This is a genomic window from Pseudomonas sp. Tun-23181, assembly GCF_057415455.1.
Window position 1 is genome coordinate 153,035 of sequence record NZ_CM171630.1, and the last position, 16,106, is coordinate 169,140.

The window sequence follows — 16,106 nt, forward strand, 5'->3', positions numbered from 1 at the left end:
TTGCCAGGTCACCCAGGCACGGAGGTACGCTCCAGGCCCTGGCTGCGGTGGATGGTTGCGCGCTCTCGCCGCTTACGCTCCCTTGCGGGCACGGTTATCCCCAGCGGGGCCCGCCGTACTCGGGTGCGTGTGATTTAGGAAGTGATGCTGCCGGCCAGTGCGCTGGCCAGCATGAAAATAGAACAGGAGAAGAGCATGGAGAATGAGCCGCGCCAGTAGCTCATGCTGCGTCAGCCTTGAGCTGCTCGGCGCGATCGGCCGCAAGATCGGCTTCAAGCTCTTCGGCTCGAGCCCTGGCGTATTCTTTGGCCCAGGGCCGGATAAGGGCCTCTGCTACATCATGCAGTGCAGTTGGGCGCCCATACTTGGATTGCCCTACAGCCTCGACCGCCAGGTCGTATGCCTTCCGGTGTATGCCGCGACCGTCGGCGATGATCTCGCAGATCATCTTCTCGATTGGATACTCGCGGTTGTCGGTCAGCAGTGGAGCAATGTGCTCCTGCGCGCCCAGGTGCTCGGCCAGGGCCTCGTACAATGATTGCGGAGTGACCAGCGACACCGACTTGCCGTGAGCGCGTGGCGCTGTGACGTTCTCGCCGCCAATGAGGTCGTTGATCGCCTCGTAGAGCCAGTCGGCTCCGTCGTCGGTTTCGAGGAAGTCAGTCATGGCTTTTCTCCATTTCCAAGCAGCGTGCGAGAGCGCAGGCCTCGTTGTGGTCGCGGCGGAACCCGCGAACCTTTCCGTTGCGGGCATCCACTACATGGAAGAAGTCGCGGCCCGCGGGCACAACCTGGAACCGGAACATGATCACCGGCATTGCTCGGCCGATCAGGCTGTACATTTCAGCCGTGGCGATCACTGATCGTTGGCGGAGCGTGGTCAGAATGTCGCGACGAGTTTGAATGCTGGGGTGCATGTTCGCCTCCAGGTGGTGGGTTAGGTGTGCTCGGCGCCTGATTCGCGGAACTGCTTCCACAGATCCTTTTCAGGGCGGGTAGGGTGGGTGTAATGCAGGGCGGTCGGCGCTTTCTTCTCTTCGCGCAGCGGTGCAGAGAAGATCGACGCGTTGATGTGCGACCACGCCGTTACTGCGAGACGTGCTGTTTTCTTGCGCTTGCGTCGGTGAGGTTCGTCGCAGCCGCGCTCGTATTCGTACCAGTACTGGCCGTTGAACCAGCCAAGGAAGAAGCCGAAGCAGTGCTGCGAATCGGTTGTGCACAGGTACACGCCTGCCTTGCTCGGCACGACATCGCCCGCAAATGCGAAGTTGTTAATCATGGTGATTCCGTTCTGAGGTGGCCGCATTGGCCAGGCGCCAGCGCAGGTGACCAAACCTACTGCGCGCCGTGAGAGCGCAGGGCTGGAGCCTGTCTGATGCGGTCGATGTGAAGGGAAGGGGATGCGGGATGCATCGGGGTGTGATCTGGTAGCCGGGCTCACTAGAGCGACCTCCATCCTCCGCGGATGGCGAGCTAAGCCTCAGTCCTTGGTAGTAGTCAGGCAGCGTGCACTCCGCCTTTCGTTCTCGTGGACCTACGCAACCCCTGGCGCCATCGCGAATGACCGCTTTAGGGTTAACACTGCTCCACCGACTACCAGATCACACTCCGATGCAGCCTGCGATGGGGAGCAGGGCATCGGGTGGGTCTACCGGGTTCGTCCTGACCACCCAGGACCTCAACCATCACCGGTATAGGGCCGTCTTTCCGGCTGTCAAGGGATAGGTGGTGTTGATGGCCGGTGCTGTGTTCTCCGGCTTGCTGGCGGCTACCTTCCAGCGCGTACAAGGGTTCACTTGTTTCCTTTCGCGCCTAACGCGGGTGTGATCTTGGCCAGCAAGAGGCCACCCGATCGTTCACGCTACCCATCAGCCTGGGTATTCATCAACACCGCAGAGCGCCCTGTCTGTCTCCCCCTGAACTGTCTATGGGGCAGGGCGCTCTGCGCTGGTGATGAAGTCCCGCATGGGCGGGCACCTGGCGTTGGTTGATCAGCAGAATGGATCGGCGGGCTTGGCGATGGAGCGGACGAACCACATGAACCCTTGTTGCAGGTTCGTCTTGGCCAGGGCCAGGGTGCGCTGGTCCACGCCTTCGATCTGGCCGATCTGCTTGAACAGCTCGCCGGCATCTGCCTCTAGGGCCTTGATCGAGTTCATGCCGTCGATCTCGCTCTGGGTGAGGTCGCGGTAGCCGGTGATCTTCTTGTGCTGGTTGTCCATCGTCTTGCCCTCCAGGGCTGTGGTTCAGTTGTAAGCTTCTGGTTTACAACTCGTTGACTTCCCGGCTGGCCCTGTCGCCAAGGCCAGCCAGTGAAATCGCTCAGCCATGCGCATATGGCACGCTGTTCTCAATCAGCCATTCCTCCATCCAGCCGTTGGCTGAGTGCTCGATACTCCTGCAGTCAAACACCAAGCAGTCACCAAACGTGCTGCCAATGAATCGCCCATCTGGGATGGTTACCTTCAGCCAGGCCTGCGGTTGCCCTGCACCCTCAAGCGTTAGCGAGCATCCCGCATTGAGTAGCGGCTGAAGCTCTACGGTTATTGCTCGTCCCATTTCCATGATCTCCAGTGGATTCCCAAAGCACCCGGTTGCCCAGGTGCTTCAGTGAATCGTTCTGTCCCATTACCGCCGGGGTGGCGGGGCGCATTGCATACCCGGGTCTTTCTCTCAGTTAGGGCGTTTCACCTTCGTCAGCCGTACAGAGTTCTCTCTGTCGTGGGCAGCCTTTCGGGGCTGTCTGGCGCCGGTCGCCGGTAGAGGCAATGCGGTCTGTTGGTTGTTGCGCTGATTGTGTAAAGAGCGGTGAGGCTTGAGGGCCTCCCGAGGGGCTGTGTAGCTGCCGTCTCGATGAGCAAAATATAGGATGTCCTATTTTATGAGTCAATAGGTGTTCCTATATTTTTATCGCGCCCACAAAAAAGCCCGCACAAGGCGGGCAAAGGAGGGAATCGAAAATCAGTCTTCGGCGGGGATGGTCCAGGCCAGGTGTACGGATCCATCGTCGCGATGGTCCAGGGTCACGTTGTCATTCTCGGCTACCTCATCCAGGAAGCGCTCCCAATCGCCTGGCGCTTCGTGCTCTTCCTTGGCGATCACGACCGAGCGAGCCTTCTGTGCTGCCGGTGAGTTGATGATCTTCTGGATGCGAGCGCCCATCATCTCGTAGGGCGTAGGCGGGGTAGGGGCTTTCGATTTTGACTGCTGCTTGGCCATGGTGGAATGCTCCATTTACTGTATGGATAAACAGTATTTTATCCAGGGGTAAATGGCAAGGCCGAAGGAGCACAAATGTGCTCTAGCCGAGCAGCGCCAAACAAAAAGCCCGCTCAGTGGCGGGCTCTCTGCGATGGGTGCTGATCCTTCAGCTTGGTCAGATTGTAGGACGGGTGGTGGCGTATTGCCAGGCATGAAAAAGCCCGCCGAGGCGGGCTATTCAGCGGGCTGCAGGTCCAGCAAAAGCGTATCGTTCTTCTTGGGGAACGCTGCATTCAGCAGGAGCATGAACTGATCCCAGTTGGAAGAGGCGCGCATCAGAGCAATTAGGGCATGAATATGCTGTGATAGCGCAGGGTGCCCAACATCTTCAGTCAGCAACTGGTGATGTTTACCCTTACGATTACCCTTGGCGTCCTTCGGGTTCCTCGCTTCAAGCTCTTGAAGAATTCCAGGTGCGAGACGTTCGTAGACTAGGTCGTTGGTGTACATTCCGGCCGCCCCGGGGCGTCTGGAAGGAGAGCTAAGATCCTTCCGTTGCCATTTCTTGAGGCGGAACATTTGGTTGTAGAACTCGTCAGGGAAGCGCTTCGCCCATGCGGCCAGTTCCTTTCGAAGGTACTGATCGAGGATGGCCTGAAGAGCCTGCCGATCACGAACGTCCTGATATCCCGTCGCCTCGTCGACTAGAGCCGTGATACCTACGTGAGCCAGGCCGCGCATTATCATTTCCGCGCGAGCTGCAACAGGTAACTGAGATTTTGTCAGGACCCCAGCGTCGCGCGCCCTAAGCCAAACTTCGCACACTTGAGGTAGGGCCGACGCGGAAATTCCATGTGCTAATCCACCCCCTTTGGTTTGCTGATACTGGATTGGCGACCTTGCCAGCAGCAGTAACTCTTCGGAAATAAAGGGGAAAAGGGTCTTTGCATTCATGAAAAATGGAAGTTTTCCACCAGCAGGATCGTCGTCCGACTTGCGGAAGTCTGCGCCTCCGTGCGATCTCCCAAGCGCTCGCCCGACGCCTCGCTGCGAGAGAACTCTAGTCCCATCTGGCAAAACAGCACAATCAATCTGCAGCTCGCCAATGGAAAGCACGCCGGCGTAAAGTGCTTTTGGGGCTGCCCACCTTGCTGCGGCAGCCTTCTTCGCTGATTCTGACCTTTGCTCAGGGGTCAGCGCGGCGGCGCGCGCCTTTCCACCTTTTGCCTTACCTTGAGGTTCATCCATGCCTGCATTCCTCTTGTTGGATGCGTGCATTGATACCGCAAATTGTACGCATCTTGCAATATCATTTTCAGATGCGTGCAAATTGAGCCGCGCAGCTCAGAGCAGCGCCGAACACCAGAACACCCTCTTAGGCCGGCTCATGTCAGTCCTTCGCCCTCGCAATCCGTCCCGCCTTCACCTCATCCCCATACCCCGCCAACCGATCCTCTCCAGCCTGCAAGACCTGACAGATCCTGATCACTGCCTGGGCGTCAGGCTCGTTACCGGCCTGGCTCAGCCGCTCGGCAATCCGCATCAGCTCTACCACTGACCATTTGAGGTCGCTGGCCAGACCCTGAAGGTCGCGGCGCAGGTCTTGGTTGGGCTTGGTTAGGGGCATGGCGATTCCTCAGAGACGGCACATGACCTTACTCGGGCCGAGGATGGCGCCGACATAGTGGATCTTCTCAATGTCGGCCCAAGCGATCGTCCGGCGCTCGTAAGCCGAGTTCACCGACATCACGCTCACGCCGTCCTCGCTCTCGAAGAGAAGTTCTTTGACCATGCTCTGGCCGTCAGTGGTGGTCACCATGACGTACTCACCTGGCACCAGCCGGTGGTTTGGCTCGCAGACAGCAACCCAACCACTGCGGATCGCCGGGGCCATCGAGTCACCCTTGAGGCGCAGTGCATAGGCATCTTCATCGCGCGTCCAGGTCTCCACCCAGCCATCCGAGTTATCCAGGCCAACCCAATAGCCATCATTCCCAAGCTGGGCGGTACCCATGATCTCGATCCTTCGAGGTGCGGTTGTGATTGGAGGGCCGGGCTCGACATTGCTCTCGTTTTGGTCGACTGCAATTGAGGAGCTATTCGCATCAGCAGCAGAGACCATGGATCCGTCTCCGGTCTCGAGCCATAAGGCACTCACACCGCAAATCTTGGCGATGCTGGCATTGTACGTGGAGGAGGCAGACTTGCCCCTCTCCAGGTCAGAGATAGAGGCTTGGGCTATCCCGACAGCGCTAGCAAGCTCGGCCTGGGTGAGCTTGGCGTGTTTTCGGGCGGCCTTGATTCGCTGGCTGTAGTTCATTTGAGCCTTATATAGGTGTGCCGATATCCTTGCAAACAGGTGTTCCTATATGTAGATTTATAGGAAATCCTATAAGGAGGGTTTTCAATGAGCATTTACGATCGCCTGGTCGACCACTTTGGCGGCCAGGTTAAGACCGCTGAATCCCTCGGCGTTAAGCAGGGGACTGTGTCTGGCTGGGTTTCGGGTCGTCATGGGATGAGTGCTGTGACGGCGCTGCGAGCGCAGGCTGAAACCAACGGCGTATTCCTCGCCATTGATCTTTGCCCGGCGCTCTCGCGCGCTGAGCTGGTGGCTTAACCATGTCGACGACCAAATTAAGCCCGGAACAGGATGCAAGGGCACGCAAGAACTACCAGCAGCTCATGCAGAAGCTTGCATCTGTCGGAAATCTTGCCGTGGCCGAGGCCATTGGGGTGGACGAGTCGACCATCAGCCGGATGAAGCCTGAGAAGTTTCAGGAGTTTGCGAAGATCCTGGCGGTTCTCGACCTGAAGATCGTGCCGAACGAAATGAAGTGCTTCGACGAGAAGGAGATCGGCGCGATCCTCCAGCTTGCACGCTCGCGCATGGTCGAGATTGAAAGCGTCGACCAGCTGGAGTGGGACTGACATGCAGTTCACCGTCACGATCAACCAGGCGAAGGCGCTGGACTGGGGGTTGAATGCCCAGCAGGCGATGCTGTTCGCGTTCGTCTACGAGTGCCCTAGCTGGGCCAAGTTGGTCAAGACGGACAATGGCGATTTCTACGCCTTGAGCAAGGCAAAGATAGTTGAAGAACTGCCGCTGCTCACCGACAAGCCGGATACCGCGTATCGCTTGCTGAAGGCAATTGCAGGCGCTGGCCTGATCAACCTTTCCAGCACCAACAACATCACGTTGGTGCAACTCACTGCCAAGGGCAAGGAGTGGAACAAGAAGCTGGATGGGTCGGAAAAATATCCGAGCAAGAAAGAGAAGGTCGGAAAAAAATCCGATCCATCACCTCGGAAAAAAATCCGATCTACCTCGGAAAAAAATCCGAGCAAGGTCGGAAAAAAATCCGATCCAGGGTCGGAAAAATCTCCGACAAATCAGGATACCAGTAATCAGGATACCAATCAGGGTACCAGTCACAGCTTGCAGGGCGCCCCGGCTGCGCCGTCGCAACCTGCTGGCCTGGTCGTGGTCTCGCCCGGCGCGCCTCGCTGCGAAATTCCCGCCGACATGCCCGGCCCAAAAGACCGAACCTGCAAAACTTTCAAGTCCTGGGCTAACTACGCCATGGCCTACAGGAAGCGCTACGGCGCGTGGCCGGTGTGGAACGCCAAGGTTGGTGGCCAGCTTGGCCAACTGATCGACCGTCTCGGGATCGACGTTGCCCACCATGTCGCTGCCTACTTCGTCGCCATCAACGACAGCAGGCTGGTCAACAAGCTCCACAGCCTTGGCGACCTGCTCCAGAACGCCGAGGCCTATCACACCCAGTGGGTCACCAATCGCCAGATGACGGGCACCGCCGCCCGCCAGATCGAACAAACCCAAGCCAACTTCAGCGCTGCCGAGCAGGCCCTTGAAGCGCTGCGAGCCAAGAGGGCTGCAACCCATGCTGAATGACGCCCAGCAAGAAAACCTGCTGCTGTCCCTGTTCGCCACAGCCGAGGTGATGGGCCAACAGCTCACCCAGGCCGCAGCACTGCTGATGGTCGAAGACCTGCGTGAGTACAGCGAGGCCGTTTTGTCAGACGCGCTTCGCGCTTGCCGGCGTGAAGGTGGCCGCCTGACCGTGGCCTCGATCCTCAAGCGCGCCCAGGCCGCTGACGGCCATCCAGGCAAAGACGAAGCCTGGGCAATCGCGCTATCGGCCAGCGACGAAAGCGAGACGGTGGTGATGACCGCCGAGATCCGCCAGGCCATGGCCGCATCAGGGCCTGTGCTTGAGGCTGGCGACAAGGTAGGCGCCCGCATGGCCTTCATGAGCGCCTACGAGCGTCTGGTTATCGCCGCCAGGGCTGAGGCGCTGCCTGCCAAGTGGGAAATCTCCCTTGGCTACGACCCAGCCCGCCGCGTCACCGCTATCGAGTCTGCGGTGCGCTCGAGGCTGATCAGCCAGGAGACAGGCGCCAAGCATCTGGCTCACCTGCGAATCGCTCCTCCAACTGAAGACGGCCACGCCATCGCCGGCCTGATTACCGGTGAAGTGCGGCCCCAGGCAAGCCTCAAGGTGCGCGAGAAGATCGCCGAAGTGCGCTGCATCCTTGAGGCCGCCAAGGTCAGGAAAGACCGGGCGCGGGCCAAAGAAGCCCAGCGCCGCCGTATCGACACCTACCTACGCAAGCGGCAGACCCGTGCTGCGCTCGCCCAGCTTCAGGAGAGCGGCTCCATGGCCAAGTTGAACATCAAGCGCGCCGGGCAGCCGGCCGGGGAGGGGGTGTGAGCATGCGCCGGGAAGAATTCGAGAAGGCCTGCGCCGAAGCACACGATATGCGTGTCGAAGATTTCATCCAGTACCGGATGGGCGACACGTACCGACTGCCCATGATCGCGAAGTGCTGGAGGTTCTGGCAGCTGGCAATTCAGGTCGGGCTGGAGCCATTGCAAAACACCCAGGAAGACCACGTCGTCGGCTACGCAGATGGCTGCCTTGTCTGCGGCAAGTGGGGCGGTCACTTCGGCCTGCCATGCCCGCGCACAACCCCCATGTCCTCGCAGGAGAAGCACTGATGAAACTGAGCCAGAAGTTTTGGTGCTTCCTCGGGGTGCACGAATACAAAACCGTTCGCACTGGTCGTTTCGAAAACACCTGGGGCGGCGAGGTTTATCGATCTCGAACCTACTACGACCTGCAATGCGCCTGCTGCGGAAAGATGAAGACGAGGATCTTGTGATGGGAGAAGCACTGATGGACACCAACAAGATGCGCGAGCAGTTCGAGGCAGCATTCATCGAGAAATGTGCCGCCGACCTCAACGGGAAAGTTCCAGGCATAACCCGAGAAGCGGCCATCAAGTTCATAAGGTGCAACTGGCTAGCTCGTAGTGGCGATGACTATGAGCTACCTGTGCCCAATGGGGCGTGGTGGTCCTGGCAGGCCTCGCGCGAGGCCGTGGTGGTGGAGCTGCCACCAAAGTGGAACGACGCCACGAATTCGAACAAACAGGCCTGGGATAGCGGTATCGAAGACGCCCGGATGGCAATCGAGGCCCAAGGCCTGAAAGTCGAGGTGAAGCCATGACCGCCGAAAAAGACCAAATCATCAAGGCGCTGACTGGCGAGGAGCCGCCTTTCAAGTCTCCATTTGTCGAGGGCCTAGAAGCCGCTGCCAATGGTACTGCGTGGACTCAGTGCCCGTATGTCGGAGCAAACCAAGACTACGAGCGCGGCGAGTGGCTGCGCGGGCATGGTGCTCACGGGAGGTTCGCATGAGCGAGAAGATCAGCGTAAACAGCCAGGCCAAGCTGTCCGAGGCGGTGACCATGCTCACCCGCATGTTCCGCGACAAGAAGTTCGTCGTGGTCAGCATGCGCCCTGGCAAGGACCGCACCTTGGACCAGAATGCACTTTGGTTTGCGATGTACGACCGCATCGCCAAGAGCACTGAGATGGGCGACATCGAGGACGTGCGCCGGTACTGCAAGCTGCACTTCGGTGTGCCGATCATGCGCGCCGGCTGCGCTGAGTTCCGCACTGGCTGGGCCGAGTCGTTCATCCACCTGCCGTATGAGGTGAAGCTGCGCCTGATGGGGCCGTGCGCGATGTTCGGGCCGGATGGTTTCCCAGTCACCCGCCTGTTCGACCGGGCCCAGGGCTGCCAGTACACCGACCGCATCGTGGCGGAGTTCGCGCCGCAGGGCGTGGTGTTTAGTGACCTGCTGGGCGAGGAGGCGGCATGACACTGGCCAAGGAGGTCAAGCCGAAGAAGTGCAAGGCGCCAGGCTGTGGTCAGCGGTTCAAGCCCTCTCTGTCGACGCAGACGGTTTGCAGCATGGCCTGTGCTCGGGCAATGGCAAAAGACCCGAAGCTGCAGAAGGTTGCCGCCAAGGCCATCACCAAGCAGGCCAGGGAAGACCTCAAGGCGCGCCGTGAGAAGCTGAAGACGAAGGGCGACCACCTGCGGGAGGCTCAGCAGGCTTTTAATGCGTACATCCGCGAGCGTGACCGCCTGGCTGGGTATCCGTGCATCTCCAGCGGCCGGCCACTCGACTGGAACGGCAATGCCGTAGATGCAGGGCACTATCGCAGTACCGGTGCCGCGCCGCACTTGCGATTCGATGAAAACAACTGCCACGCCCAAAGCAAGCACGACAACCGGTACCTGTCCGGCAACGTGGCGGACTATCGGATCGGCCTCATCAAGCGCATCGGCCTGGAGGCTGTAGAGGCCCTGGAAAGGGACCAATCAGTCCGCCGCTACACCATCGAAGACCTGCAGGCCATCAAGGCCCTGTACAGGCAGAAGCTCAAAGACCTACGGAGGGTCGCAGTATGAACTGGACTGCAAGCGAACTGATTCACCTGTTGATCCTGGCCATCATCGTCCTCTCGAACTGGTGCGTATGGCGAGCTATGAAAATTCAAGACCGACTGAAAAAGGAGCGGGGTCGATGAAATACCAAAGCGTTTTGGCGGCGGTAGTTCGAGCCCTGGCCGCAGAGACCATGAGTGGAGTGGGCGGTGGTGACTTCGGACCGAAGGTCCAGGCCTCGAAGCTGAAAGGGGAGATAACCGGGAAGGATGCAGCCATGCTCGTGGACTGCTGGGTCCATGCCCGCCTGCACAGCAAGCTGATCCCGCGGCATTGGTATGCACTGACGGCCAGGTTCTCCACCCACAAGGCCAAGAAGGTGGATGCTATCGGCAAGCTGGTACCCCTGATCGCGACCCAGGCGCCGAATCTGTTCCGGTACAAAGCGGTCACGGCCTGGGCTATCCCGCCGGTGAAGGGAGTGCAGGCGCAGTCTGGGCATGAGGTCGCCAGCCGGGCTGCTCGAGAGCGCGCAGAGTTCGATTCGCTTCACGCTGGTGTGGTCCAGCGCCTGGCTGACGGCGAGATGCCGGAGGACGCCGGGCGGGCTCGCCGCGAGCAGTACGTGAAGCGCTCCACCGACATGATTGTGCTGCCTGCCGAGTTCTACGACATCAACACCTGGGACAGCCAGGGCCTGAACCGGACCACCTATTGGCGCTGGAAAAAGGCCATCGAGAAGGTGCTGGACGAGATGGTGGCAGAGGCTCTGGTCGCGTCTGGCAAGATACTCCAGGAGGAAGGCGTTTTGATGGCAGATGCCGCTTGACACCCGTGCAACGATGCAACATTATTTGCTCATCCTGTCATTCCTGCGCATGTTGAGGAGTGACCACAAGAGCCCGGCCTTAGAGCTGGGCTTTTTCGTTTCTGCGGGTAAGCGTCCGGTTCGTCGCCAGCCTTCCAAGCTGAGCAGAGAAGGGTTCGATTCCCTCTACCCGCTCCAATTCGTTGTGTGCTGTTCCTCGCACTTGCCCGAGCCCTGGATAGGGCCTCAGCCGGGCCTTTTCTTCCAGGTAACCACTATGGCCGAACCAGCAAGCACGACTGCCGGCGTCCTGCTGGTGAAGTACGGCGTGATCATTGGCGGCTTCGCGGGGGCGATCCTCTCGCTGACCTTCCTGCGCGGCCTCACCCGGGGCCAGGCGGTCGCCGCCTTCTTTACCGGCTTCACCTCGGCAGTGTTCTGCACCCCGCTGGCCATCAGCTTCTTCAAGCTTGAGCCAGGCGGAGAAACCCAATACGGCGTGGCCTTTCTGATAGGCCTACTGGCAATGAACATCATCCCAGTTTTGAAGTCGGTGGTGAGTCAGTTCGGAGCCAAGGAGGCTTCCTGATGAGCTCTACCCTGGTTTCCATTCTGACCGGGACCAATGCGTTCCTGAGCGTGCTGGTGGTAATCGCTGCGTGCGACTACCTGCGTCGGATCAAGCCAATGGATGCGCCACTGCTGGCTGTCGCGTTCTACCTGGTGGCCATCGGCGCCTTCGGCGCGTTCGTCCTGGCCATGAACGGCCATGTCCCCACCCTGTACGGCGTGATCCTCAAGCTGGGGATCGTCCTGTATGCGGTCGCCAGGCGCGGCCATGTGTTCCAGCCGGGGTAGGCGATTCCGTCGTATAGTTGAGTCCACAATTCGACTGGAGCGCATCTATGTCCATGCACAGGCAATACACCAATGAGTGGGAAGAAGCTTGCCAGGAGTTCCTTAAGGGGTGCTCCTGCGCGAGCGATGGGAAGCCATGGGAGTGCGCTGAATGCACCCAGGCATTTCACAACCGGCTCATGAATTTGAAGGCCAAGGAAAAGGTTCTGGAGGAAGAGGCAAGGCTGCGTGCCGAGCAAGGCTCCTTCGGCTGATCCGCGCTGACGGTTGGCGCCACAAATTCGAGGTGCGCCGTTTCGTGGCGCGGGAGCATGCATGAGCAGACCGATGCCGCCGACTGACCTGCTCGAGTCGCCATTCCTGATCCTCGCGCCTGCTCCCGAACTGTGGGAGTGGATACAGCGCGAGGTCCTGGCCGAAACCGGCAGCATCCACAACCCCGAGCACTCCCACCTCATCGACGCCAGCGTCGGCGTAATGTGGGCGTCGTCTTCCTTCAACAAGAAGGGGCGCTCAGTGCTTGGCCAGGCCGAGCAACTGATGTTCCGCGCTGGCGGGTGGCAGAAGGCGCGCCAAGAGCAGCAGATGCGGGACTGGTTCGGCGAGGAGCCAGAATTCCTCATCACCCTGGCTGCCGACTACTGCGCTCAGTGTTCCGATCTGGAGTTCTGCGCCTTGGTCGAGCATGAGCTGTACCACATCGCTCACAAAGCTGATAAGCACGGCGCACCGGCGTTCGGCGACGACGGCATGCCCAAGCTTGAGATGCGCGGCCATGACGTCGAGGAGTTCGTCGGTGTGGTCCGCCGCTACGGCGCCGGGCATGACGTACAGCAGCTGATCGACGCTGCAAGCCGGCCGCCTGAGGTGGCCAAGATCAACATTGCAAGAGCCTGTGGTACATGCCTGCTCAAACTGGCCTGATATGACACGGGCGTGATACGGAATCCGTCCTATGGCCATCCTCACAGCCGAAGTCAAAGGCTTCATCGTGCAGGCCTTGGCGTGCTTCGATACTCCGACTCAGGTAGCCGAGGCCGTAAAGAAAGAGTTCAACATTGAGATCACCCGCCAGCAGGTGGCCCAACACGACCCCACCAAGAGCACTGGCGCGAACCTGGCGGCCAAGTGGCGAATCCTGTTCGAGGACACCCGCAAGCGTTTCCGCGAGGAGATCGCCGACATCCCGATCGCCAACCGCGCCTACCGACTGAGGGCATTGGGTCGGATGGCTGAGCGCGCCGAGGGCATGCGAAACATGGCCCTGGCTGCCCAGCTTTACGAGCAGGCCGCCAAGGAGTCGGGTGGCGTATACACGAACAAGCACCAGCACGAAGTCTCAGGTCCGAATGGCGCGCCGGTGGCAGTCGCCGCCTTGACCAGGGAGGACTACAAGCAGGCTCGCCGAGAGATGCTCGCGGAAGATGATTGCTGACCCCATTACCCTCGCTCGAAAGGTAGAGTGCGAGGCGGACGGCCTTTACTTCGCGCGCTACTTCTTCAAGCAGCGCATGGGTTCGAAGATGATCGTCGCGCCGCATCACCGGGTGATCCAGGAGACGCTGGATAGGGTGGTGGATGGTGAGATCCAGCGCCTGATCATCAACGTGCCTCCTGGATACACAAAGACCGAGTTGGCGACGATCAACATGATCGGGCGTGGCCTGGCGATGAACAACCGCGCCAGGTTCATGCACCTGTCCTACTCGCACAATCTGGCCCTTCTGAACTCCAGCACTGCTCGAGGGATGGTCAAGTCTTCGGCGTACCAGGCTATGTGGCCTATGGCGCTCCGCGACGATGCGGACAGCAAGGCTATGTGGTGGACGGAGCACGGTGGCGGTGTGTATGCATCGTCCGCGGCAGGCCAGGTCACCGGCTTCCGCGCCGGCCATATGGAGCCTGGATGGCAGGGCGCGCTGATCATCGACGATCCGGTAAAGCCCGACGATGCATACAGCGAGACTGTTCGTGACGGCGTGAACAGCCGCTTCAACGAGACGATCAAGTCCCGCCTGGCGCTGGAAACGACGCCGATGATCGTCATCATGCAGAGGATCCATTACCACGACCTGAGTGGCTACCTTCTGCGAGGCGGGTCGGGGGAGATATGGCATCACCTCAACCTGCCAGTGATCATCGACAACAGCGAGCCGTACCCAGCGGAAAACACTCACGGAATCCCGATCGAACATGGGCTCCCGGATGGCTGGCTCTGGCCCTTCAAGCACAACGAGAGCCACCGCACAGCGCTTTTCTCGCATCGACGCACCGCAGAAGCCCAGTACATGCAGAAGCCTCGGCGCTTCAACGCCGAAGGGGCGCTGTGGACAGAGCAACTGATCAATGCGGCGCATCAGCTGCAGATCAGGGCCGACCGCAAGCGCTGCGTGGTGGCCATTGACCCCCAGGCCACCAACAGCGACGAGAGCGACGAAACTGGGATCGTGGCGGCGAGTTCTTACGGTGCTGGTGACTCTCGCCAGTTCTCGGTCGATGGCGATTACAGCGGGAAATATTCACCAGCAGGCTGGGCCAAGAAGGCTATGGCTGCCTACGAGCAGCACCAGGCCGACGCGATCGTTATTGAGACGAACCAAGGCGGCGATATGGCGGAAGAGACCCTGAAGAACGCGGGTTTCAAGGGGAGGATCATCCGAATCCACGCCAACAAGGGAAAGTTCGCCCGTGCTGAGCCGATATCTGCCCTGTACGAGCAGGGCAGGGTGGCTCACCAAGGTGCGCTGTATCTGCTCGAGAACCAACTCATGGAGTACATCCCCGCGACGGCGAAGAAGTCGCCGGACCGGCTGGACGCCATGGTCTACGCCTTGACCGAATTGGGCGGAGCCGCGCCGCTTGGCATCCTTCTTCCCGGAGCCCGCTGATGGCCATCTTCATCCTCAAGGAGCGCGCAACCAGCCGCTCCATGGTGGTCCGTGCTCGCTGCACGTCCTGCGCCCGCACCGTGGCGGTCGAGAACGCTGGCGCTGAAGGGACGATGGTATGGCGCGACCCCAACCTCTCTTCTGTCGAACTGGTCCGCGAGACGGACAAGCCAGGCCTCATCCTGAAATCGGACTGAACATGACTGACAAACTCGACCTCGCGGTCAATCACGCGATGAGCAGTGCTATTGCGCGTGCGCGAATGAGCCTGCTGAACCATGGCATCGGCCATGACGCCAAGCGGCCGCAGGCATGGTGCGAGTACGGATTCCCCCAGGAAATCACGTTCAACGACCTGTACACCATGTACCGGCGGGGCGGTATCGCCCATGGCGCGGTCGAGAAGATCGTCACCACTTGCTGGAAGACGAATCCGCAGGTCATCGAGGGTGACGACCAGGACCGCTCCAAGGACGAAACCGAGTGGGAGAGGAAGAACAAGCCGCTGATCGCCGGCGGGAGGTTCTGGAGAGCCGTCTCCGAAGCCGACAGGCGCCGTTTGGTTGGTCGGTATTCTGGATTGATCCTCCACATTAGGGACAGCCAGCCGTGGGACAAGCCCGCCAGGGGAAAGCTCAATGGCCTGACGAAGGTAACCCCGGCCTGGGCCGGATGCCTTAAGCCGAAGTCGTTTGACGAAAAGCCGGATAGCGAGACCTACGGCCAGCCCACCATGTGGGAATACACCGAGGCCTCCCAATCCGGCCGCCCTGGACTGGTTCGGGATATCCATCCGGACCGGGTATTTATCTTTGGCGACTGGACCGGCGACGCGATCGGGTTCCTGGAGCCGGCCTACAACTCCTTCATCAGCCTGGAGAAGGTGGAAGGGGGGAGTGGTGAGTCTTTCCTGAAGAACGCCGCGCGCCAGCTCCTGCTGAATTTCGACAAGGAGATTAACCTCGGCGAGATCGCTAGCACCTATGGGGTTACGCTCGATGCGCTCAACGAGCGCTTCAACGAGGCGGCGCGTCAGCTAAACCACGGCAACGATGTCCTGCTTCCAACCCAGGGGGCGACCGTCACGCAGATGGTGTCCGCCGTTTCGGACCCTGGGCCAACGTACAACGTCAACCTGCAAACCGCCGCCGCCGGAGTCGACATCCCGACCAAAATCCTGGTGGGCATGCAGACAGGCGAAAGGGCGAGCAGTGAGGACCAGAAGTACCACAACGCTAGATGCCAGGCTCGTCGGGTGCAAGAACTGACTTTCGAGATCAACGACCTGTTTGCGCACCTTATGCGCATCGGCGTGGTTCCGCTGAAAGCCGAGTTCACCACGATCTGGGATGACCTCGCCGTGCCGACCAAGGCCGAGCGCTTGGCCAACTCCAAGACCATGAGCGAGATCAACAGCGCCGCGATCGGCACTGGCGAGCCCGTGTTCACGGCGGGAGAAATACGCGAAGAAGCTGGATACGACCCGCTAGAGGGTGGCGACCCGCTGCCTGACACCGAACCGGAGGATGAAGATGCCGCGCGCACCGATCCTACCGGCGAGCAGCAGTGACCCGACCGGGGTAGATC

General features: G+C 60.1%; 26 protein-coding genes and 1 tRNA gene. 19 read left to right on the plus strand and 8 right to left on the minus strand.

Annotated features, from left to right (window positions below):
- Positions 1 to 220: 220 nt before the first annotated feature.
- From ACDI39_RS00895 to ACDI39_RS00930, 8 genes are all read right to left on the minus strand, one after another.
- Positions 221 to 667, minus strand: a complete 447-nt coding sequence (locus tag ACDI39_RS00895; RefSeq protein WP_253102966.1) for a hypothetical protein — start codon at positions 665 to 667, stop codon at positions 221 to 223.
- Entirely contained in the window at positions 660 to 917 is a 258-nt protein-coding gene (locus ACDI39_RS00900; RefSeq protein WP_486537268.1) for a hypothetical protein, read from the minus strand. The genes ACDI39_RS00895 and ACDI39_RS00900 overlap by 8 nt, the downstream gene beginning before the upstream one ends.
- A 20-nt stretch (positions 918 to 937) precedes the next feature.
- A complete protein-coding gene (locus tag ACDI39_RS00905; protein WP_486537269.1) occupies positions 938 to 1,279 on the minus strand; it encodes a hypothetical protein in 342 nt (113 codons plus the stop codon).
- Positions 1,280 to 1,991: 712 nt separating this feature from the next.
- The gene (locus ACDI39_RS00910; RefSeq protein ID WP_486537270.1) at positions 1,992 to 2,222 is read right to left on the minus strand and encodes an Acb2/Tad1 domain-containing protein; all 231 of its coding nucleotides are present in this window, start codon (positions 2,220 to 2,222) and stop codon (positions 1,992 to 1,994) included.
- Positions 2,223 to 2,961: 739 nt separating this feature from the next.
- Positions 2,962 to 3,219: a DUF1654 domain-containing protein gene (locus tag ACDI39_RS00915; protein WP_486537271.1), complete on the minus strand. Its 258-nt coding sequence runs from the start codon at positions 3,217 to 3,219 to the stop codon at positions 2,962 to 2,964.
- 216 nt (positions 3,220 to 3,435) lie between these two features.
- A complete protein-coding gene (locus ACDI39_RS00920; RefSeq protein WP_486537272.1) occupies positions 3,436 to 4,449 on the minus strand; it encodes a P63C domain-containing protein in 1,014 nt (337 codons plus the stop codon).
- A 142-nt stretch (positions 4,450 to 4,591) separates the two neighbouring features.
- Positions 4,592 to 4,828 (minus strand): hypothetical protein, encoded by a 237-nt coding sequence (locus ACDI39_RS00925; RefSeq protein WP_486537273.1) that lies wholly within the window; start codon positions 4,826 to 4,828, stop codon positions 4,592 to 4,594.
- Positions 4,829 to 4,837: 9 nt separating this feature from the next.
- Positions 4,838 to 5,521 carry a LexA family transcriptional regulator gene (locus ACDI39_RS00930; protein ID WP_486537274.1) on the minus strand — a complete coding sequence of 228 codons (684 nt, stop codon included), beginning with the start codon at positions 5,519 to 5,521 and terminating at the stop codon, positions 4,838 to 4,840.
- Positions 5,522 to 5,608: 87 nt separating this feature from the next.
- Between ACDI39_RS00930 and ACDI39_RS00935 the strand changes: the two genes are divergently transcribed.
- The 19 genes from ACDI39_RS00935 (at position 5,609) to ACDI39_RS01025 (ending at position 16,089) form a co-directional block, all read left to right on the plus strand.
- Positions 5,609 to 5,821, plus strand: coding sequence for a YdaS family helix-turn-helix protein (locus tag ACDI39_RS00935; RefSeq protein ID WP_486537275.1), 213 nt, complete (start codon positions 5,609 to 5,611; stop codon positions 5,819 to 5,821).
- A gap of 2 nt (positions 5,822 to 5,823) precedes the next feature.
- Positions 5,824 to 6,132: a CII family transcriptional regulator gene (locus ACDI39_RS00940; RefSeq protein WP_486537276.1), complete on the plus strand. Its 309-nt coding sequence runs from the start codon at positions 5,824 to 5,826 to the stop codon at positions 6,130 to 6,132.
- 1 nt (position 6,133) lies between these two features.
- Positions 6,134 to 7,117, plus strand: a complete 984-nt coding sequence (locus ACDI39_RS00945; RefSeq protein ID WP_486537277.1) for a phage replication protein — start codon at positions 6,134 to 6,136, stop codon at positions 7,115 to 7,117.
- Positions 7,107 to 7,937, plus strand: coding sequence for a hypothetical protein (locus tag ACDI39_RS00950; protein WP_486537278.1), 831 nt, complete (start codon positions 7,107 to 7,109; stop codon positions 7,935 to 7,937). Before ACDI39_RS00945 ends, ACDI39_RS00950 begins: the two co-directional genes overlap by 11 nt.
- Positions 7,938 to 7,939: 2 nt before the next feature.
- Positions 7,940 to 8,224, plus strand: a complete 285-nt coding sequence (locus ACDI39_RS00955) for a hypothetical protein (protein WP_486537279.1) — start codon at positions 7,940 to 7,942, stop codon at positions 8,222 to 8,224.
- Positions 8,225 to 8,348: 124 nt separating this feature from the next.
- Complete coding sequence (locus ACDI39_RS00960) at positions 8,349 to 8,735, plus strand: phiTE_015 family protein (protein WP_486537280.1); 387 nt, start codon at positions 8,349 to 8,351, stop codon at positions 8,733 to 8,735.
- Positions 8,732 to 8,926 (plus strand): hypothetical protein, encoded by a 195-nt coding sequence (locus ACDI39_RS00965; RefSeq protein ID WP_486537281.1) that lies wholly within the window; start codon positions 8,732 to 8,734, stop codon positions 8,924 to 8,926. The genes ACDI39_RS00960 and ACDI39_RS00965 overlap by 4 nt, the downstream gene beginning before the upstream one ends.
- Positions 8,923 to 9,393: a hypothetical protein gene (locus ACDI39_RS00970; RefSeq protein ID WP_486537282.1), complete on the plus strand. Its 471-nt coding sequence runs from the start codon at positions 8,923 to 8,925 to the stop codon at positions 9,391 to 9,393. The genes ACDI39_RS00965 and ACDI39_RS00970 overlap by 4 nt, the downstream gene beginning before the upstream one ends.
- Positions 9,390 to 9,989: a recombination protein NinG gene (locus ACDI39_RS00975; protein WP_486537283.1), complete on the plus strand. Its 600-nt coding sequence runs from the start codon at positions 9,390 to 9,392 to the stop codon at positions 9,987 to 9,989. The genes ACDI39_RS00970 and ACDI39_RS00975 overlap by 4 nt, the downstream gene beginning before the upstream one ends.
- 115 nt (positions 9,990 to 10,104) lie before the next feature.
- A complete protein-coding gene (locus ACDI39_RS00980) occupies positions 10,105 to 10,794 on the plus strand; it encodes a hypothetical protein (RefSeq protein ID WP_486537284.1) in 690 nt (229 codons plus the stop codon).
- A 103-nt stretch (positions 10,795 to 10,897) separates the two neighbouring features.
- Positions 10,898 to 10,971: transfer RNA gene (locus ACDI39_RS00985), tRNA-Ser, on the plus strand.
- A gap of 79 nt (positions 10,972 to 11,050) precedes the next feature.
- A complete protein-coding gene (locus tag ACDI39_RS00990; protein WP_486537285.1) occupies positions 11,051 to 11,362 on the plus strand; it encodes a peptidase M48, Ste24p in 312 nt (103 codons plus the stop codon).
- Entirely contained in the window at positions 11,362 to 11,631 is a 270-nt protein-coding gene (locus ACDI39_RS00995; protein ID WP_486537286.1) for a hypothetical protein, read from the plus strand. The genes ACDI39_RS00990 and ACDI39_RS00995 overlap by 1 nt, the downstream gene beginning before the upstream one ends.
- A 47-nt stretch (positions 11,632 to 11,678) precedes the next feature.
- Positions 11,679 to 11,885 (plus strand): hypothetical protein, encoded by a 207-nt coding sequence (locus tag ACDI39_RS01000; protein WP_054572371.1) that lies wholly within the window; start codon positions 11,679 to 11,681, stop codon positions 11,883 to 11,885.
- A gap of 61 nt (positions 11,886 to 11,946) precedes the next feature.
- Complete coding sequence (locus ACDI39_RS01005) at positions 11,947 to 12,555, plus strand: putative metallopeptidase (RefSeq protein ID WP_486537287.1); 609 nt, start codon at positions 11,947 to 11,949, stop codon at positions 12,553 to 12,555.
- 31 nt (positions 12,556 to 12,586) lie between these two features.
- Entirely contained in the window at positions 12,587 to 13,066 is a 480-nt protein-coding gene (locus ACDI39_RS01010; protein ID WP_486537288.1) for a DUF2280 domain-containing protein, read from the plus strand.
- Entirely contained in the window at positions 13,056 to 14,519 is a 1,464-nt protein-coding gene (locus tag ACDI39_RS01015; RefSeq protein WP_486537289.1) for a phage terminase large subunit family protein, read from the plus strand. The genes ACDI39_RS01010 and ACDI39_RS01015 overlap by 11 nt, the downstream gene beginning before the upstream one ends.
- Complete coding sequence (locus ACDI39_RS01020) at positions 14,519 to 14,716, plus strand: hypothetical protein (RefSeq protein ID WP_014603761.1); 198 nt, start codon at positions 14,519 to 14,521, stop codon at positions 14,714 to 14,716. The genes ACDI39_RS01015 and ACDI39_RS01020 overlap by 1 nt, the downstream gene beginning before the upstream one ends.
- Positions 14,717 to 14,718: 2 nt before the next feature.
- The gene (locus ACDI39_RS01025; RefSeq protein WP_486537290.1) at positions 14,719 to 16,089 is read left to right on the plus strand and encodes an anti-CBASS protein Acb1 family protein; all 1,371 of its coding nucleotides are present in this window, start codon (positions 14,719 to 14,721) and stop codon (positions 16,087 to 16,089) included.
- The last annotated feature ends 17 nt before the right edge of the window (positions 16,090 to 16,106 follow it).